This is a genomic window from Rhodococcus wratislaviensis, from assembly GCF_900455735.1.
In the GTDB taxonomy this organism is placed as follows: domain Bacteria; phylum Actinomycetota; class Actinomycetes; order Mycobacteriales; family Mycobacteriaceae; genus Rhodococcus_F; species Rhodococcus_F wratislaviensis.
Genome location: NZ_UAUI01000008.1, coordinates 114,992 through 134,058 on the forward strand (window position 1 = coordinate 114,992; position 19,067 = coordinate 134,058).

The following is a 19,067-nucleotide window of genomic DNA, read 5'->3' on the forward strand; positions in this document are numbered from 1 at the left end:
GATACATTCGAGCCGATGATCAGGACTGTCGAAGCGAGCACCCGGGCGCCGGCCGGCCGGTGGGACGACAGCTTCCACGCAGCGGCCGCCGTCCTGGAGGCATTCGGGCACGACACGTCGCAGGCCGGCGGGTGCGTGGCGGTGGTGTCGACGGATCTCGGGGTCTGGGTGTTCGAAGGTGACCCGAGGTCGACGGTCGATGCGTTCGTCCACGCCGTGGAACGGGCGATCGTCGCCGGTGGGCAGGCGTTCGTGTTGGGATGCGCCCGGGTGACCGGGGCGGATCAGCGGGTCGTCCGGACTCTCCGGGTTCCCGGCGGCGACAGGATGGCGGCAGCCGCAGCACTGGCGCGTGAACTCGTCGGCGACCCGCAGGCGACAGTCAGAACAGCACCGGGTCGTCGAAACCCGGAGCGTGTTCGAGGGCCAGCAGTTCGCGCTTGGTGAGGGTGCCGCCACCGGCGGAGAATCCGCCCACCTGCCCGCCGGCGGCGAGGACGCGATGGCACGGGATCACGACCGGCAGTGGGTTGCGGCCGAGAGCCTGACCGACGGCCTGCGCGGCCCCCGGCTTGCCGAGTTCCGCCGCGATCTCGCCGTAGGTGAGCGTGGTGCCCGGGTCGATCGCGCGGGTGAGGTCGTATACGGTGCAGTCGAATTCGGGGACTCCCTCGAAGTCGAGGTCGATCCACCGCAGATCGTCGAGTGCGCCGCCCAGATGTTCGCGTATTCCGTCGATGGCCCGCTGGACCGGCGCCGGCGGCTGGTGCTCCACCGCATCCGGGAAACAGTGTTCGAGCCGCTGCCGGGTGGCTTCGGGTGAACCCTCGGGCAGTTGCACGCCCACGATCCCGGCGGCCCGCCACGCGATGGCGCAGGTGCCGAGGGCCGTGTCGAACAGGGCGATTCCTGTGGTCACCAATCCAGTATGCCTCCCACATCCGACGTTCACCTTCCGTTGACCACGGTTGGACATCCTCGAAGCTCGCCGACCGAGGAGATGTTTTCGTGTATCTGTCCCGCCGTACGCTGCTTCGCTCCACCGCACTCGGGTTGCTGGCCGTGCCCGCCGCCGCGTGCTCCGACTCCGGTAGCACGGGTCCGGCGCTGGTCCGCGAACGACCCACCCTGACGCACGGCGTCGCGGCCGGGGACGTGCGAGCCGACGGTGCGCTCGTCTGGGCGAGGTCCGACCGTCCGGCCACGATGATCGTGGAGACCTCGGCCACCGAGTCCTTTACCGACCCGGTGCGATTCGAGGGTGGGCTGCTCACCCCGGACACCGACGGCACCGGCAGGTTGCGGCTGACCGGGCTTCCCGCAGGGCAGCAGGTGCACTACCGGGTGACCCTCGAAGGCGACGACGGTGCCACCTCGGAGGCGGTGACGGGCGTCTTCCGCACCGCGCCGAGCGTGGCAGGCGACATCCGGTTGCAGTGGTCCGGGGACACGGCGGGCCAGGGATACGGAATCAACCCGGACGTCGGGGGAATGCGGGTCTTCGACACGATGGCCGCGCGCGACCCGCACCTGTTCCTGCACTCGGGCGACGTCGTGTACGCGGACGGGCCGTTGAAGGAGTCCGTCACACTGCCGGACGGACGCGTGTGGCGGAACACGGTCAGCGAGGCGAAGAGCGCGGTCGCGCAGACGTTGGACCAGTACCGCGGCCAGTACGCGTACAACCTCACCGACGACAACTACCGCAGGTTCAATTCTTCGGTGGCGCAGATCGTTCAGTGGGACGACCACGAGACCGTCAACAACTGGTACCCCGGCGAGGTGCTCGACCTCGACGCGTACACGGAGAAGAACGTGGACGTGCTGGCGCAGAGAGCGTTCCAGGCGTACCACGAATGGCTGCCGGTCGAGCCGGCCGACGCGGTCGACGGCCGGGTGTACCGCAAGATCGGATACGGCCCACTGCTGGATGTCTTCGTCCTCGACATGCGCACCTACAAGGACGCGAACGGGGTCAACACCGGTGCGGCCGGGCAGATTCTCGGTGCGGCCCAGAAGGAGTGGCTGATCCGGGAACTAGGTGCGTCCACGGCGACGTGGAAGATCATCGCCAACGACCTCCCGCTCGGGGTGGTGGTCCCGGACGGCGACACCGCGTTCGAGGGTGTCGCGAACGGGGAGCCCGGTCCGCCGTCGGGCCGGGAATCCGAGATCGCCCAGGTGCTGTCGGCGATCAAGGCGGGGCGGATCACCGGGACGGTGTGGCTCACCGCGGACGTGCACTACACGGCCGCGCACCGGTACTCGCCCGACCGCGCCGTGTACAAGGATTTCGACGAGTTCTGGGAGTTCGTCTCCGGTCCACTCAACGCAGGCGGCTTCGGTCCCAACGACCTCGACGCCACGTTCGGTCCCGAGGCCGTGTTCGTGCACGCGCCGCCCGCACCCAACTCGTCGCCGCTCGACGGATACCAGCACTTCGGTGAGGTGTTCATCGACGGGCAGACGTCGGAGATGCGGGTGGACCTCCTCGACGCGGCCGGGACGGTGCTGTTCAGTCAGCTGCTGCCGCCGCCCGCGCGCTGACCCCCACGTGAGTGCGAAAGTGTGCCCCCGCACACTTTCGCACTCACATGGGGGGAGGTCCAGTCAGCAGAATCTGGACTGCTCGACCTGCTGCTCGGGTCCGGTGGCTCCTCATGGAAAATCCCGCCGAGAGGGGCGCCGATCCGGAACTGCTCGAGGCGAAAAACGCCCTTACCTCCTTCTTTTGGGCCGTAGTGCGCAACCGCTGCGGCCAGGAGAACCATGCACGCGAGAGTGATCAGTGTTGTCATGGATTCGAGCTTCGCCAGAACTGGCTTTGAGTTGAATAGCCAAGAGGTCGATACTGGACCGCATGATGACTCGCGTACTCGGTGCACGCTCCCTGTCCAGGGACCTCGGCAACTGGCAGGATGACAGCGGCCGCCGGTCGGCGGCGCGGCCCGCCTACCGGGCGCTGGCCGACGGGATCCGCTTACTCGTGCACGACGGCCGCATCCCGCTGGGTGTCGCGTTGCCGAGCGAGCGCGAACTGGCGTCGATGCTGGAGTTGAGCCGGACCACGATCACGTCATCGTATTCGGTGCTCCGCGACGAGGGGTATCTCATCAGCCGTCAGGGGTCGCGCAGCACTGTCGCGCTGCCGCTCGGGGCACGACAGAACGGGCTGATGTTCCGGGCGCACCAGCCCGGTTCCGACAGCTCGGTGGTCGACCTCAGCTATGCGGCGATGGCCGCACCCGCGGAGGCGGTCGAGCAGGCCTACGCCTATGCGTTGCAATCGCTTCCGCAGTTCCTGCCCACTCATGGCATGGAGCCGGTGGGGATCGGCGCGTTGCGGGACGTGATCGCGGCCCGCTACCGGGCGCGGGGGCTGGAGACCTCGCCCGAGCAGATCATGGTCACCTCCGGTGCTCAGCACGCGTTGCGGCTACTCCTCAACGTGCTCACCGCGCCGGGGGAGCGCGTGCTGGTCGATCACCCCACCTACCCCAACGCGCTGGAGGCGATCCGCAGGGTCGGTGCGCGTCCGGTCCCGGTTCCCGTCCGTCCTGAGGGCGGGGCGTCCGGGGCGTGGGATCTCGACGGAATCCGCAGCGCCGCCCGGCAGACCGCGGCCCGGATGGCGTACCTGATCCCGGACTTCCACAACCCCACCGGACTGTGCCTCGACGCGTCCGGGCGGGCCGAACTGGCGCGGATCGCGCGCGATACCCGCATGACCCTGGTGGTGGACGAGACGATGGTCGACCTGTGGCTGGACGAGCCGTCACCGGCGCCCGTCGCGGCGCACGGCAGGGGAGCCGCGAAGTCGGAGGTCGTGACGATCGGATCGGCGGCGAAGTCGTTCTGGGGCGGGCTCCGCGTCGGCTGGATTCGTGCCGATCCGGCGCTGATCACCCGGCTCGCCGGGGCGCGGGCCGCGGTCGATCTGGGCACGCCGGTGATGGACCAGCTCGCGGCGGCGCATCTGCTGTCCGACGACGAACTCGTCCTCGCGCGTCGCCGGGCGGAGCTGCGGGAACAGCGGGGCGCGATGCTCGACGCTCTCGCCGACCGCCTGCCGGACTGGATCCCGACCATCGGTTCGGGAGGGATGTCGCTGTGGCTGCGCATGCCCGCGCCGGTGTCGACTGCGCTGGCCGCGACGGCCCCCAATTTCGGGGTGCTGCTGGCGGCGGGACCGCGGTTCGGGGTGGAGGGCGCATTCGAGCGGTTCGTCCGGCTCCCGTACGCGCGGACGTCCGACGAGTTGCGTCGCGGTGTCGACTGCATCGCGGCAGCGTACGACACGCTGGCCGTCGACCGTGACCTCGCGGAACCGTCCCTCGTCGTCTGATCACGTGAGTGGCGAAGCGTGCCGGAGCACGCTTCGCCACTCACGTGGGGGTCAGGTCCAGACGGTGTCGATGTCGACGCCCTCCCGGGCAGGCGGGGTGGGTGCGCCGGCAGGGGTGCGGGAGAACCGCGGCGCCGGGGCGTGCTGGGTGACGCCGTCGAGGTCGATCAGCGACCCGCGGGCGGCGATGTGCTCGTTGGACGGCGCCTCCGCGAACGTCAGCACGGGCGACACGCAGGCGTCGGTGCCGAGGAAGATGGCCGCCCACTCGTCGCGGGTCTTCGACAGGAACTTCTCGGCGAAGACCTTCTTCATCTGCGGCCACGCCGAGATGTCCATCTGCTGCGGCAGTTCGGCGGGGTCGAGTTCGAGGCCCTGCAACAGCAGGGCGTAGAACTGCGGCTCGATCGAGCCGACGGCCATGTACTTGCCGTCGGACGTCTCGTAGGTGTCGTAGAACGGCGCGCCGGTGTCGAGCAGGTTGACGCCCCGCTCGTCGGACCAGACGCCGCGGCCGCGGAACGCCCACATCATGTGCGACAGGGCCAGTGCGCCGTCGACCATCGCCGCGTCCACGACCTGGCCCTTGCCGGACGACTGGCGCTCCACCAGCGCCGACAGGATCCCGAAGATCAGGAACATCGAACCGCCGCCGAAGTCGCCGACCATGTTCAGCGGCGGCACGGGACGCTCACCCTTGCGGCCGATGGCGTGCAGGACACCGGTCAGCGAGATGTAGTTGATGTCGTGTCCGGCGGCGCTGGCCAGCGGACCCTCCTGGCCCCAGCCCGTCATCCGTCCGTACACGAGACGCTCGTTGCGCCCGAGGCAGACGTCGGGGCCCAGGCCCATGCGCTCGGTGACACCGGGACGGAAGCCCTCGATCACGACGTCCGCCCGCTCGATCAGACCGAGGACCTTCTCGACCTGCTCGGGGTCCTTCAGATTGGCCTCGACGACGCGACGACCACGCTGGATCTGGTCGTACGGGCCGTCGGGCGGAATTACTCCGGGACGCTGGACGCACACCACGTCGGCGCCGAGATCGGCCAGGAGTGTGGCGGCGTGCGGGCCCGGTCCGAGGCCTGCGAATTCGACGACGCGAATGCCCGCGAGGGGGCCCTTCTTCTCTGTAACTGGAGCAGACACGCGAGTTCCTCATTCCGGTGCGAGACGACCTGTCGAATCGACGTTAACTTGCGCCCCTCCGTCCGTGTGCCCCGGGTCACGGGAGACCGCCGTGGGTGACCCCGCGCTCTTGCCTGCCCACGGGTGCGCGGGGCACAGTTGATTCATGAGTCTTCAGGGTGAGCTCGTGAGTTTCGTGGCCAGCACCGATCTGGACGTCTCGGAGATGTTCTACGTGGAGACCCTGGGGCTGACGCTCGTCTCACGGGACGAGTTCGCATTGGCCCTCGATTGCAACGGGTCACTGCTCCGGGTCACGCTGGTGCAGGTGAAGGCCGACACGGGGTACACGGTGCTGGGGTGGAAGGTCGCCGATCTGAACAAGGTCGTCGAATCGCTGCGCAGCAAGGGCATCGAGTTCACCGAGTATCCGGGGATGGATCAGGACGAGCACGCGGCCTGGCGCGCCCCGGACGGCATCCGCGTCGCGTGGTTCCGGGATCCGCACGGCAACGTGCTGTCGCTTTTCGAGGATCCGAACTGACCGGCGTCAGGGGCGGGCCGCACCGCGGTCGGCGAGCAGTGCCTCGGTAGCGGCCCACAACCGCGCGGCGAGGTCGGCGTCGCGTGCGTCCTTGCTCGGGTGAACCACCTTGCAGCCCTTGACGTATGCGCCGGTGAACTTGCCGGTCTCGGTCGCGGTGGCGGTCCAGACCACCGTTTCCGCCCCCTTCTGCACCTCGGCCATGAACGGCGTCAGGAGCGTCCCCACCACCTGGTAGCCGAACGGCAGACCCCGGCCGAGGGTGGTGCCGCGGACGAATCCGGGATCGGCGCAATTGACGACCAGCCTCGCCGGATCGGACCGGCGCGCCAACTCGCGGGTGAACAGGGTCAGGGCGAGTTTGGAATTGTTGTACGCACGCTGGCCGTGGAACGTGTCCTTCGTGCCGTCGAGGTCGTCGAAGTCGAGGTGCCCGCCGCGATGACCGGACGAACTGATGTTCACGATGCGTGCCGGATGCCGGTACCCGGCGGCGTCGGCGGTCGACGCCCGCGCCATCGCCGCAGCCAGCGTCGTCGCCAGCACGAACGGCGCGAGGTAGTTCACGGCGAACGTCTCTTCGATGCCGTCGACCGTCAGCTGCCGATGGCCCACGTCGATGCCTGCGTCGTTCACCAGCACATCGATCCGCGGGAACCGGTGCAGCAGTTCCTCGGACAGCTTGCGTACCCGGTCGAGCGAGGACAGGTCGGCGAGCGCCGAGTTCAACCGGTCGCGGTCGGTGCTCTCGGACAGTTCGGCGATCGCCGCGTCGATCTTGTCCTGGTCCCGGCCGACCAGAACGACGGTGGCGCCGCGGCGTGCGAGTTGGCGGCAGGTCTCCAGGCCGAGCCCCGAGGTGGCACCGGTGACCACCATGGTGCGGCCTGCGAGATCGTTCGACTCGGTCATCCTCGCCTCCCGAATGCAGGTCCCTACGAGAGTAGGGCAACCGGGTGGGTCGCACCGTGGAACGAAAACACCGCGAATCCGCCCGCGACGGCCGCCGACTAGCGCCGGTGCTCGTACCCCAGCCAGGCGCGTCGACGTTCACCGAGCGGATCGTTCTCCACTCGGCTCGTGTCGTCGATGATGAGCGTCTCCCGGCGCTCCGGCGAGTACCGGGGCCAGCCGGGTGCGGGGGTCCCGTGCCGGGCGAAATGCAGCCAGTGCGACTGGACGGTGTCGGTGACGGCCCGCAACCCGCGGCGACCCCCGAGTGCGGTGAGCAGCCGCGCCCACGGCCCGGTCAACCCGAACACCGCGTACATCTCCGTCGCGTGGGTCGCGCCCAACCCCAGGACATGGAGCAACCGGGGTGCGAAGTCGTACCGGTAGCTGTAGGTCGGTGCGACGGTCGTGTGGCCCTGCGCGCACAGGACGGACGGTTCCCAGAACGTCACGTCGCCGCCGAGGTCCGCGGCCGCACGCCGACGGGGATAGCCGGGGTAGGCGGCGATGGCCCGTTCCTTCACCGACGCGTCCACGTGCGAGAACATCTTTTCGATCCGGGTGGGATCGGTGGGCAGGATGTTCAGGAACCGGGGAAAGACCCTGCCCTCGTGGCGGTTCGTGCCGATGATGAGCGGAACCGGGTGCCCGGAACCGGAAGCGAAACAGTCGAGCGGGTGCGTGGGAAGGAAGAATCCGTCGACGACGGGCGCGAACGCGCGGGTTCCGGGTTCCTCGTCGGCCCCCCGGTGCGCCAGTGTCGTCCCCGCTTCGACGAAGTCGGCCGGGTCGGCGGTCTCGAGCCACGTCGCGGCCTCGGAGAGCGGGACCCCTGCGATCTCGAGGAATTCGCGCGACCACCGCGCCGCTCGCTCGGGGTGGTACGCGGACGCCACCGGAGGGCTCTCCGCGATGGCTCGCGCGAACAGGCCTTTCGCGGCGGGGGTGGTCATGAGTGTGGTGACGGCGTTGGCGCCGGCGGATTCGCCGAAGATGGTGACGTTGTCGGGGTCGCCGCCGAATTCGGCGATGTTGCGTTGCACCCATTCGAGTGCGGCGACTTGGTCGCGGAGTCCGAGGTTGGAGTCGAAAGGTCGTTCGGGGGTGGAGAACTGGGTGAAGTCGAGGTAGCCGAGCGATCCGAGGCGGTAGTTGATCGAGACGTACACGATGTCGCCGCGGCGGACCAGCGACTCGCCGCCGTAGAGCGACGAGGACGAGGACCCGCCCGAGTAGGCGCCGCCGTGGATGAACACCATCACGGGTCGCGGCGTTCCGGAGGCGGACCCGGGTGCCAGCACGTTCAGGGTGAGACAGTCCTCGTCGGTCCCACCACCCTGCGGGGCGGGGGACCCGAAGTGGAAGGCCCGCCGGACACCCGACCACGGCTCGACCGGGTGCGGGGCCCGCAACCGCAGAGGCCCGACGGGGGGCGCGGCGTAGGGGATACCCCGCCAGGCAGCCAGGTCGTCGTCGATCCGGCGCCCTCCGACGGCGCCGGCTTCGGTGTGGACCTCGAGAACGCTCACAGGCCCTGCCCGTGATAACCCTGGTACCCCTCCCAAGCCAGCCTGCGCTCCCGGCGCGGATCGTCCTGAACGGTGGTGACGGTGTCGAACACGAGTGTTGCCCTCCTGTCGGTGTCGTACTTCGGCCACGACGCCAACGGTGTTCCCTGCGAAGCGAAGTGCAGCCAGTGCCGCTGCACGGTGTCCGTCACGTCCTTCAGCCCGCGACGACCACCCGGCAGGGTGAGGCCGCGGCCGATCAGGGTGTCGGCGATGTCGAACACCGCGAACAACTCGAACCCGTGTGTGGCGTCCAGTCCGAGCCATTTCATGGCGCGCGGAGCGAAGTCGAAACGATAGCTGAAGGTGGGGGCGTACGCGGAGTGGGCCTCGGCCAGTTCGATCGACGGCATCCAGAACGTGAGATCGCCGCCCAGGTCGACGGCCGCGTCCGGCGCCGGGTAGCCGGGATACGCGGCGGTCACGCGGGCCTCGGCGCCGGGGTCGGTGAGTGCGAACATCCGCCCGATCCGGTCGGGGTCGGTCGGCAGCCCGTCCAGGAGTTTCGGGAACAGGGTGCCCTCGCGGGCGTTGGTGCCGATGATCAGCGGAACCCGGTGCGCCGAGCCGTCGGCGAACGCGTCGAGCGGCGGCTTCGGCAGGAAGTCGCCGTCGATCACGGGTCCGAACGGGTGCAGTCCCGGCGTCTCCGACAGCACCTTCGCGCCGAGACGATTTCCGGCCCGGCCCAGTGCGCCGACCGGTGACGAGGCGAGCGCCTCTGCGGCAGTGTCCGGTTCGGCCCCGAGCAGCGTCACGTAGTCGGACGCCCACTGGGCCGCGCGGTCGGCGGTGGTGACGAGTCCTGGGGCGGAACTCTCCGAGATCGCCCGCGCGAACAGGCCTTTCGCGGCGGGGGTGGTCATGAGTGTGGTGACGGCGTTGGCGCCGGCGGATTCGCCGAAGACGGTGACGTTGTCGGGGTCGCCGCCGAATTCGGCGATGTTGCGTTGCACCCATTCGAGGGCGGCGACCTGGTCGCGGAGTCCGAGGTTGGAGTCGAAAGGTCGTTCGGGGGTGGAGAACTGGGTGAAGTCGAGGTAGCCGAGCGATCCGAGGCGGTAGTTGATGGACACGTACACGATGTCGCCGCGGCGGACCAGCGACTGGCCGCCGTAGAGCGCGGTGGCCGACATGCCCAGCGTGTATGCGCCGCCGTGGATGAAGACCATCACCGGGCGTGCCCCGGACGTACCGGGCGTGGCGAGCACGTTGAGCGTCAGGCAGTTCTCGCTGCTCGGCTGATACTTGCCCGGCCGGAGTGCGGTGAACTTCTTGTGCTGCACGGCGGCGTCGCCGAATTCGGTGGCGTCGAACTCACCGGACCACGGCGTGACCGGCTGGGGCGCGCGCAACCGCAGCGGCCCGACCGGGGGAGCCGCGTAGGGAATTCCGCGCCACGCGACCAGGTCGCCGATGCGCCGGCCACGGACCACCCCTGCGGTCGTCCTCACCAGCGTGTCGGTTGCGAGAGTGTCTGACGCCATGTCGGAAACTATACGGAGACCGACTGAGGGGCCTTCTCCTCCGCCGCCTGTGGTCCGTCCGGCTCAGCGCCGCGCCTCCAGCAGCCGCAGCCATACCTCGCTCACGGTCGGGTACGACGGGACCGCGTGCCACAGCGCGTCGAGTGGCACCTTCCCGACCACCGCGATGGTGGCGGCATGGATGAGCTCACCGACATCCGTGCCCGCGAACGTCGCCCCGACCAGGGTGTCGGTGGCCCGGTCGACCACGAGCTTGGCGTGACCGCTGAAATCGTCGCGGGCCAGTGACGAGCCGGCGACGGCGATGTCGACCTCCACGGTCTCGACGTCGACGCCGGCGTCCCGCGCCTCCTTCTCGGTGATCCCGACGGCCGAGACCTCCGGATCGGCGAACACCACCTGAGGAACCTGGCCGTGGTCGGCGGTCGCCCGGAATCGGGACCCCTCCAGCGGCCTGCCCTCGGCGCGGGCGGCGATCACGTCGCCGCAGACGCGGCCCTGGTACTTGCCCATGTGGGTGAGCAATGCGCGGCCGTTGGCGTCGCCCACGGCGTACAACCACTCGTCCGCCGTCGTCAGGTGGTCGTCGGTGGTGAGGTATCCGTGGGAGTTCAGCAGTCGCGCGTCCAGGCCGAGCGCCGACGTCGCCGGTGTGCGCCCGGTCGCGACGACGATCTCGTCGACGACGAGCGGATCCTGTCCCGCCACGTCCAGGGTCACCGGGCCGCCATGGATGCGGCCGATCCCCGTGTCCCGGGCGTCGGCCCGCTCGACGCCGCGAAGGTCCGCGCCGAAAAGGATCCGGGCACCCTTCTTCTCCAGTGAGCGGGCCACCCGCTCACCGGCGAACGGTTCGTTCTTCGGGAGCAGTGCCCGGCCGCGCACCACCATCGTCAGTTCCTCGACGCCGAGGTCCAGCAGCCACGTCGCGCTCTCGCATGCCACGACGCCGCCGCCGATCACGGCGACCCGGCGCGGAATCTCCCTCAGGTTGGTGGCGTCCCGCGAGATCCACGGCAACGCCGCCCGCAGGCCCGGGGTGTCGGGGACCGCGGCGGTCGTCCCGGTGGCGACCACGACGGCGTGCCGGGCGCGCAGCTCGCGGGAATCGCCGACCGTCACCGTGCGGTCCCCGGTGATGCGTGCGGATCCGCGAATGACGTCGATCCCCTGCGAGTCGGCCCACATCACCTGCGAGGAGTCGTCGTGGTTGCTGGTGAACGAGTCGCGTCGCGCCAGCACGGCGTCCACGTCGAGCGGACCGGCCGACACTCCGGGCATGTTGCGCGCCGCCCCGAGGACGTCGCCCGGGCGCAGCAGCGCCTTGCTGGGCATGCAGGCCCAGTAGGAGCATTCACCGCCGACCAGTTCGTGTTCGATCAGTGCCGCGGTGCGGTCGCTGCCCGCGATGGCGTAACTCGCCGCGTTCTCACCCGCGGGGCCGCCTCCGATCACGATGACATCGAACTCTTCCGCGCCGCTCCCAGAGTCAGTCATACCTGTAACCGTAAGCCGGGCGGTGCGCGATGTCAGAGGTTCCGGCGGGCCTCTCGCGTTGTTACTCGCGGGTAGATACTGTGGCGGAATGAGACGGCAGAAGATTCTGATCACCGGGGCCAGCTCGGGACTCGGCGAAGAGATGGCTCGTCGGTTCGCGGCACAGGGACGAGACCTCGCGCTGTGCGCGCGCCGCGTCGAACGGCTCGAATCCGTGCGGGACGAATTGCAGGCGGCGCATCCCGGGATCACCGTTGCCGTCCGCGAACTCGACGTCACCGACCACGACGCGGTGGTCCGGGTCTTCGGCGAACTGCGTGACGAGCTGGGCGGACTCGACCGCGTCGTAGTCAACGCCGGACTCGGGAAGGGAGCCCGGATCGGAACCGGCCGCGCCGACGCCAATCTCGCCACCGCCCGCACCAACTTCGTCGGCGCCCTGTCGCAGTGCGAGGCGGCGCTCGGGATCTTCCGCGAACAGAACTCCGGGCACCTGGTGCTCGTGTCCTCGATCAGTGCCGATCGGGGTCTGCCCGGCCCGAAGGCGGCGTACTCGGCGAGCAAGGCGGGAGTGTCGGCCCTCGGCGAGGCGCTGACCGCGGAGCTGGCGAAGAGTCCGATCGTGGTGACCACGCTGCTGCCCGGGTACATCGCCACCGACATGTCGGGCAAGGCCGGCGACAGTGCCAAGATGACGGCCACCCTCGACGAGGGCGTCGATGCAATGGTCGCGGCCATCGAGAAGGAGACGAACCGCGCTGCGCTACCCGGAATCACATGGCGAGGAATCGACCTCGCATTGAGATTCCTTCCTCATGCATGGACATCCCGGTTCGTGTAGGACTGACCTATGACGACCGCCCAGGAATCCTCGTCCCTCGGCCTGCAGCGTTCGAGGCCGCGTGTCGTCATCGTCGGGGGAGGGTTCGGCGGAATCCACGCCGCCCGGCGGCTCCGCGACGTCGACGTGGACGTCACCCTGCTGGACCGGGGAACCAGCCACCTCTTCCAGCCGCTGCTCTACCAATGCGCGACGGGGTTGCTCTCCGAGGGCGAGATCAGCAGCCCGCTGCGGCACCTGCTGCGCGGCAACCGCAACGTGCACGTCGCCCTCGGGGAGGCACACGCGATCGACGCCGTCAGCAAGGTCCTGACCGCCAGTCGCTTCGACGGATCCACGTTCGACCTGCCCTACGACTACCTGATCGTCGCCGCGGGCATGCGACAGACGTACCACGGGCACGACGAGTACATCCAATGGGCGCCGGGGATGAAGACCCTCGACGACGCGCTCGCCATTCGCCGGAAGCTGATCTGCGCCTTCGAGATGGCCGAATCGCTACCCACCGCGGAGGAGCGCAGGCCGTGGCTGACCTTCGCCGTCGCGGGCGGCGGCCCCACCGGAGTCGAGCTGGCGGGCCAGATCCGGGAACTCGCCGTGCACGCCCTCGCCAACGAGTTCCAGTCCATCGACCCCTGCGAGGCCCGGGTGCTGCTGTTCCACGGCGGCGACCGCGTTCTCCCGTCGTTCAACCGGAAACTGTCCGCGGCGGCGCAGCGGACCCTCGACAAGGTCGGCGTCGAAACGCACCTCGGTGTGCACGTCACCGACGTCTGCGAGACCAGCATCGAGACGACGGCCAAGAACGCGGCCCGCACCAAGAAGCGCTACGGGGCTCGCACGATCCTCTGGACCGCGGGCGTCGAGGCCGTGCCGTTCGCTGCAGCTCTCGCGAATGCGCTGGGCGTGAAGCAGATTCAGGGTGGGCGCATCGCCGTCGAACCCGATCTCACCGTGCCCGGACACCCGAACGTCTGGGTGATCGGCGACCTGATGTCGCTGAATGACCTCCCCGGTGTGGCCGAGGTCGCGATGCAGGGCGGCAGGCATGTCGGTGGGTGCATCGCCCGCACGGTCGCAGGGGGAACGCCCGACCGCAAGCCCTTCAAGTACCGCGACCTCGGGAGCGCGGCGTACATCGCGCGCAGGCACGCGCTGCTCCAGGCCGGCCCGATCCGGATGTCCGGGTTCATGGGCTGGGTCTCGTGGGGTGCCATCCACATCGCGTTTCTCGCCGGATACCGCAACCGGTTCGGCACCCTGCTCAACTGGGCCGTCACGCTGGCATCGCGGACGCGCCGGGAGCGGGCGATCACCTACGGCGATCCGCAGTCGGCGCGTCAACCCTACGCCGAACCCGCGTCCGAGTCCTGACATCACCAGCCGCGGGCGGCGAGACCGTGCCGGGCGAGGACCGTCGTCGCCCGCTCCCGGAGTTCGGCGTGGCCCGGACTGTCCAGCGACTCGAGTGCGAGGGTGTAGCGTCCGCCGAACCGGCTGAGATACGCGGACAGCCGGGTGCGGCTGGTCACGACACCCGGATGGACGGCCCGGGTGGCGATGCCGGTGGCGCGGTGACCGCCGATCGAGACGAGGGCGTCGGGTAGCGGCCCGATGTTGGAACACAGCACGTCCCGCTCGCCGGGGTTACCCGTGAGGGCGTGTGCCACCCGGTCGGGGACCAATTGCAGCATCTCCTCCGGGAACCCGGCCGGACTCGTCATCGCGGGCGCGGAGAACGCCGCTCGGCTCGCCGCCCGCACATCCGCGACGGTGTCCTGCGGGTGGACGTCCACCTCCACCACGGCGACGGAGTTCGCGGTGCCCGACGAGGTGGACGCCCCTCGCAGGTCCATCGGCACACTGATCGTGAGCGGCCGGGATTCACCGTCGCGTCGCGCCAACTCGGCCACCACACTCAGGAACAGGCTGTTCGGGGTTCCGCCTGCCTGCTCCGCGGCGGCGTCCCACCGCCCGGCGTCCACGTCCAGCACCGCCGCCGCAGGTGAGTGGCGCAGTGTGTCGGGGGACTCTTTGCCACTCACGTGCAGGAAGCGCCGGAGTTCCGCGCGACGGGTCCCGCTCACCACGAGACCGGCGACCGCACGCGCGGTTCCCGTCGTCACGCGGTGGGCGAGCCGGGTGGCGTCCCACATGTCCGCGACAGCGCCTTCCGAACCGGCCGTGTCCGACGGCGGCAGGCCCTGTAGTGCCGCCGCAATGGCGGCCGCCAGCCCGCGCGCGTCCGCGATCACGTGGGAACACACCAGCGACAGCACCGTGCCCCCGTCGGCCGGTCGCGCGCAGGCCAGACGCCAGGCGGGACCGTGCTCGGGGTCCACCGACAGCGAGCCCTGCTCGTCCGCCCACGCGAGGACCGCCCCGGCCTCGATCTCCGCGTACTCGACGGGAAAGGCGTCGCTACTCGGCTCGAACCTGGGCCGCGCGCCGGGAATCCGCGAACGCACCACGCGCCTGCCCAGCGGGCCCCGGGCGAGGTCGGCGCTCAGGGAATCGAGGGTCGAGGCATCCACCCGCCCGTCGGTACGCCACAGTCCCTGCATCACGATCGGCGTTCCCCACCCCCGATGGGTGCGCAGGAACATCTCGTCGACGACGCTCAATCGGGCGCTCACCAGCGAAGTGTACGACCGGTCGAGGTGGTCGCCGCACGTCGACCTCTGGACAGCCGGCGCATACTGGAAGTGCAGCGCTGTACAGACCGCACACGGAGAACACCATGGTTAGCGTCGAGAAATGGAAGGTGTGGGGTTCCGTCGTGGAGGTCGACGTCACCGAAGGTGCCGCCCTTCCCGAGGCTGCAGCGCTGATCGCGGCCGTCATCGACGAGACCGAATCGGTCTGCGACATCCACCGCGGCGACGCCGAGATCCACGCCGTCAACCTCTCGCAGGGCGCGCCGGTGAAGGTGAGCAGGCGGATGTCGGCACTGCTGCGTTCGGCGCTCTGGGCCGCCCGGATGACGGACGGGGTCGTGAATCCGCTCGCCTCCGAATCGCCCGACGAGGACCTGATCCCCACCGTGCATCCGGAACCGAGCTTCCTCGACGTCCAGATCGACGACGACGTCGTGTTCGCGCCGTGGGGCGCCTCGTTCGACATCACCGACACCGCCAAGGCCGACACGGTGGATCGGGCGGCGGAACTGGTCGCCCGCCAACTCGAGTGCGGGGCCGCCGTGCGCATCGGCGACGTCCTCGCGACGGCCGGGCACTGTCCCGCCGGCGGCTGGCAGATCCCGGTGCCCGGCGACGGCGAGGTCGAACTGGTGAACGGGACGGCGATGGCGACGGCTTTCGCGCCCCCGGCTGCCGAACCACCCACCGCCACCGAATGGGAGACCGTGACGGTGATCGCCGACGACGCACTCTGGGCATACGCGGCCAGCGTCGCCGCCCTCGCCCGCGGCATCGGTGCGATCCGCTGGATCGAACAGCACGAGTTGCGTGCCCGGCTGGTGGACCGCTCGGGCCGGGTCTACACCACCGAGAGCTGGTGAATCAGGCCCGTCCGCGCTGACGTCGGTACCAGCGCACCAGGCTGTCCGTCGACGAATCACTCTGCGCGGCCGGTTCATCCGCGGCGGTGAGCACCGGCTGCAGCTCCACGGCCTGCGTCTTGCCGAGCTCGACACCCCACTGGTCGAACGAGTCGATGCCCCACACGACGCCCTCGACGAACACCTGGTGCTCGTACAGGGCGATCAGCTGCCCGATCACCGACGGCGTGAGCTTCGGCGCGAGGATCGTGGTGGACGGCCGGTTGCCGGGCATGACCTTGTGCGGCACCAGATGTTCGGGCGTTCCCTCGGCCGCGATCTCCTCGGCCGTCTTGCCGAACGCCAGGACCTTCGTCTGGGCGAAGAAGTTGCTCATCAGCAGGTCGTGCATGCTGCCGGTGCCGTCCGCCGTGGGCAGGTCGTCCGTGGGTTCGCCGAAACCGATGAAATCGGACGGGACGAGCCGCGTGCCCTGGTGCAGGAGCTGGTAGAAGGCGTGCTGCCCATTGGTGCCGGGTTCGCCCCAGAAGATCTCACCGGTGGACGTGGGGACGGGGGAGCCGTCGGCGCGCACCGATTTGCCGTTCGATTCCATCGTCAACTGCTGCAGGTAGGCCGGGAACCGCACGAGGTCGTTGGAATACGGCAACACGGCACGGGATTCGGCGCCGAAGAAGTTCGAGTACCAGAGTCCGATCAGGCCGAGCAGGACCGGCGCGTTCTCCTCGAGCGGCGCCGTCCGGAAGTGTTCGTCCACGGCGTGGAAGCCGGCGAGGAACTCCGCGAAACGTTCCTTGCCGATCGCCGCCATCACCGACAGCCCGATGGCGGAATCGACCGAGTACCGGCCACCCACCCAATCCCAGAATCCGAACATGTTCGCCGTGTCGATCCCGAACTCCGCCACCCGATCCGCGTGCGTCGAGACTGCCACGAAATGCTTTGCGACCGCTTCGTTTCCGAGGCCGAGGCCGCCGAGAAGCCAGCGCCGCGCCGCGGTCGCGTTGGTGAGCGTCTCGAGCGTCGAGAACGTCTTGGACGCCACGATGAACAGGGTGGTGGCCGGGTCGAGGCCGTGCAGGCTGCGCACCAGGTCGGCGGGATCGACGTTGGAGATGAACCGGACACTGATGCCGGCGTCGGCGTAGTGCCGCAGCGCGCGGTACACCATCACCGGACCCAGATCCGATCCGCCGATACCGATGTTGACGACGGTCTTGATTCGCTCGCCCGTCGCGCCGCGCCATTCACCGGAGCGCACCCGGTCCGTGAAGTCGCCCATGCGATCGAGGACTTCGTGGACGTCGGCCACGACGTCCTGCCCGTCGACGACGAGAGACGCGTCGGCGGGCAGCCTCAGCGCGGTGTGGAGGACGGCGCGGTCCTCGGACGTGTTGATGTGCTCGCCCGCGAACATCGCGTCCCGGCGGGCCTCCAGGTCGGCGCTGCGCGCCAGCTCGAGGAGCAACCCGATCGTGTCGCGGTCGATGCGGTGCTTGCTGTAGTCGATGTACAGGTCGCCGGCCGAGACGGTGAGTTCCTGCCCGCGCGCCGGGTCCTTCTCGAAGAGCTCTCGAAGATGGACGGACTGAATTTGAGCGTGATGATCACGCAATTTCTGCCAGGCAGCGGTTCCGGTGATGTCTGAGCTCACGAGATTTGAGCTTAATGCCCGCGCGTCGAAACTTCCGTGCGAACTTCGGTGCGGCGCATGATGGACGTCATGGATGCTGTCGAACTCATGCGAACCGTTCCCACAACCCTCTTCCTCGGCGGCGAGAAGCGCGACGCCGAGAACGGCGCCACGTTCACCGTTTTCGACCCCGCCACCGGTGACGCCCTCACTGAGGTGGCGGACGCCAGCCCCGCCGACGCGATGAAAGCGCTCGACGCCGCGGTCGCGGTGCAGCGGGAGTGGGCGGCGACCCCGGCACGCGAGCGTGGGGAACTGCTCCGCGCGGTATTCGAGAAGATCACGGCCAGGGCCGACGACTTCGCACTGCTGATGACGCTGGAGATGGGCAAGGCGCTGCCGGAGAGCGCGGCGGAGGTCAAGTACGGCGCCGAGTTCTTCCGGTGGTTCAGCGAGGAAGCCGTGCGTATCGGCGGCCGCTACACACCGGCACCCGCGGGGAACGGGCGCATCCTGGTGACCAAGCAGCCCGTCGGGCCGTGTCTGGCGATCACACCGTGGAACTTCCCGCTCGCGATGGGCACCCGCAAGATCGGACCCGCCCTGGCCGCCGGCTGCACGATGATCGTCAAACCCGCGTCCGAGACTCCGTTGACGATGCTGCTCTTGGCCGAGGTGATGGCCGACGCGGGGCTTCCGAAGGGCGTGCTGTCCGTGCTGCCGACGTCGAAGTCGGGGGAGGTGACCGGACCGCTGCTCGACGACCCCCGACTGCGGAAGCTGACGTTCACCGGGTCGACCGGGGTGGGACGGATGCTCGTCGAGAAGTCGGCGAAGGGGCTGCTGCGCACGTCCATGGAACTCGGCGGGAACGCACCCTTCGTGGTGTTCGACGACGCGGACGTGGACAAGGCGGTGGCGGGTGCCGTCCTCGCCAAGATGCGCAACGGCGGCGAGGCCTGCACCGCGGCCAACCGCTTCCACGTCGCGAACAGTGTGCGGGAGGAGTTCACCGCGAAACTCGTCGACAAGCTGTCCTCGTACACACTCGGGCCCGGCACGGATTCCGACACGACGCTCGGCCCGCTGATCAACGCGGATCAGCTCGAGAAGGTCGGGGAACTGGTGCAGGACGCCGTCGGCGCGGGTGCCCGGGTGCGGCTCGGCGGGGTCGCCCCGGAAGGTCCCGGCTACTTCTACCCGGCGACGGTGCTGGACGAGATCCCCGCGCAGGCGCGGATCCTGAAGGAGGAGGTGTTCGGACCGGTGGTCGCGATCGCCGGGTTCGACACCGAGGAGGAGGGGATCGCGGCGGCCAACGACACGGAGTTCGGCCTGGCGTCGTACATCTTCACCCGCGATCTGGACCGTGCACTCCGGGTGGCCGACGCCCTCGAATCGGGCATGGTCGGCATCAATCGCGGCGTCATCTCGGACACCGCTGCCCCCTTCGGCGGCGTCAAAGCGTCAGGCTTCGGGCGCGAAGGGGGCAGTGAAGGCATCGAGGAGTACCTGGAGACCAAGTACGTGGCACTCGAACCGTAACGACCGCC

The 19,067-nt window shown here is 69.3% G+C and carries 16 protein-coding genes; 8 read left to right on the plus strand and 8 right to left on the minus strand.

Features of this window, described 5'->3' with window-relative positions; genetic code table 11:
- Positions 1-15 precede the first annotated feature (15 nt).
- Positions 16-447 (plus strand): racemase, encoded by a 432-nt coding sequence (locus tag DTA22_RS12320; protein WP_112299608.1) that lies wholly within the window; start codon positions 16-18, stop codon positions 445-447.
- Here the strand turns inward: DTA22_RS12320 and DTA22_RS12325 are convergent.
- A complete protein-coding gene (locus DTA22_RS12325) occupies positions 383-976 on the minus strand; it encodes a methylated-DNA--[protein]-cysteine S-methyltransferase (RefSeq protein ID WP_409372699.1) in 594 nt (197 codons plus the stop codon). The two genes, DTA22_RS12320 and DTA22_RS12325, sit on opposite strands and share 65 nt — an antisense overlap.
- Positions 977-1,008: 32 nt before the next feature.
- Between DTA22_RS12325 and DTA22_RS12330 the strand changes: the two genes are divergently transcribed.
- Positions 1,009-2,547 carry an alkaline phosphatase D family protein gene (locus tag DTA22_RS12330; protein WP_112299585.1) on the plus strand — a complete coding sequence of 513 codons (1,539 nt, stop codon included), beginning with the start codon at positions 1,009-1,011 and terminating at the stop codon, positions 2,545-2,547.
- Between the two features lie 313 nt (positions 2,548-2,860).
- Positions 2,861-4,345, plus strand: coding sequence for a MocR-like transcription factor YczR (gene yczR, locus DTA22_RS12340; protein ID WP_112299586.1), 1,485 nt, complete (start codon positions 2,861-2,863; stop codon positions 4,343-4,345).
- Positions 4,346-4,396: 51 nt separating this feature from the next.
- Here yczR and DTA22_RS12345 read toward each other — a convergent pair whose 3' ends face one another.
- Positions 4,397-5,494, minus strand: coding sequence for a CaiB/BaiF CoA transferase family protein (locus tag DTA22_RS12345; protein WP_112299587.1), 1,098 nt, complete (start codon positions 5,492-5,494; stop codon positions 4,397-4,399).
- A 145-nt stretch (positions 5,495-5,639) separates the two neighbouring features.
- On the opposite strand from DTA22_RS12345, the gene DTA22_RS12350 reads away from it, so the two are divergent.
- Complete coding sequence (locus DTA22_RS12350; RefSeq protein ID WP_112299588.1) at positions 5,640-6,017, plus strand: VOC family protein; 378 nt, start codon at positions 5,640-5,642, stop codon at positions 6,015-6,017.
- A 6-nt stretch (positions 6,018-6,023) separates the two neighbouring features.
- On the opposite strand, the gene DTA22_RS12355 is transcribed toward DTA22_RS12350, so the two are convergent.
- The 4 genes from DTA22_RS12355 to DTA22_RS12370 form a co-directional block, all read right to left on the minus strand.
- Positions 6,024-6,929 (minus strand): SDR family NAD(P)-dependent oxidoreductase, encoded by a 906-nt coding sequence (locus DTA22_RS12355; RefSeq protein WP_112299589.1) that lies wholly within the window; start codon positions 6,927-6,929, stop codon positions 6,024-6,026.
- 98 nt (positions 6,930-7,027) lie between these two features.
- Positions 7,028-8,497: a carboxylesterase/lipase family protein gene (locus DTA22_RS12360; protein ID WP_112299590.1), complete on the minus strand. Its 1,470-nt coding sequence runs from the start codon at positions 8,495-8,497 to the stop codon at positions 7,028-7,030.
- Complete coding sequence (locus tag DTA22_RS12365; protein WP_112299591.1) at positions 8,494-10,023, minus strand: carboxylesterase/lipase family protein; 1,530 nt, start codon at positions 10,021-10,023, stop codon at positions 8,494-8,496. Before DTA22_RS12365 ends, DTA22_RS12360 begins: the two co-directional genes overlap by 4 nt.
- Before the next feature lie 63 nt (positions 10,024-10,086).
- A complete protein-coding gene (locus tag DTA22_RS12370; RefSeq protein WP_112299592.1) occupies positions 10,087-11,520 on the minus strand; it encodes a dihydrolipoyl dehydrogenase family protein in 1,434 nt (477 codons plus the stop codon).
- Positions 11,521-11,608: 88 nt separating this feature from the next.
- Here DTA22_RS12370 and DTA22_RS12375 point away from each other — a divergent pair, with 88 nt between their 5' ends.
- Both DTA22_RS12375 and DTA22_RS12380 read left to right on the plus strand, forming a co-directional pair.
- On the plus strand, positions 11,609-12,361 hold the full coding sequence (locus DTA22_RS12375; protein WP_112299593.1) for an SDR family oxidoreductase: 753 nt from the start codon (positions 11,609-11,611) through the stop codon (positions 12,359-12,361).
- 9 nt (positions 12,362-12,370) lie between these two features.
- Entirely contained in the window at positions 12,371-13,735 is a 1,365-nt protein-coding gene (locus DTA22_RS12380) for an NAD(P)/FAD-dependent oxidoreductase (RefSeq protein WP_037243663.1), read from the plus strand.
- A gap of 2 nt (positions 13,736-13,737) precedes the next feature.
- Here the strand turns inward: DTA22_RS12380 and DTA22_RS12385 are convergent, their stop codons facing one another.
- Positions 13,738-14,997, minus strand: coding sequence for a hypothetical protein (locus DTA22_RS12385; RefSeq protein ID WP_112299594.1), 1,260 nt, complete (start codon positions 14,995-14,997; stop codon positions 13,738-13,740).
- Between the two features lie 104 nt (positions 14,998-15,101).
- On the opposite strand from DTA22_RS12385, the gene DTA22_RS12390 reads away from it, so the two are divergent.
- Entirely contained in the window at positions 15,102-15,881 is a 780-nt protein-coding gene (locus tag DTA22_RS12390; RefSeq protein ID WP_037243665.1) for an FAD:protein FMN transferase, read from the plus strand.
- Between the two features lies 1 nt (position 15,882).
- Here the strand turns inward: DTA22_RS12390 and pgi are convergent, their stop codons facing one another.
- A complete protein-coding gene (pgi, locus tag DTA22_RS12395; RefSeq protein WP_112299595.1) occupies positions 15,883-17,535 on the minus strand; it encodes a glucose-6-phosphate isomerase in 1,653 nt (550 codons plus the stop codon).
- A 69-nt stretch (positions 17,536-17,604) separates the two neighbouring features.
- On the opposite strand from pgi, the gene DTA22_RS12400 reads away from it, so the two are divergent.
- A complete protein-coding gene (locus DTA22_RS12400) occupies positions 17,605-19,059 on the plus strand; it encodes an NAD-dependent succinate-semialdehyde dehydrogenase (RefSeq protein ID WP_174233791.1) in 1,455 nt (484 codons plus the stop codon).
- Positions 19,060-19,067: the final 8 nt, after the last annotated feature.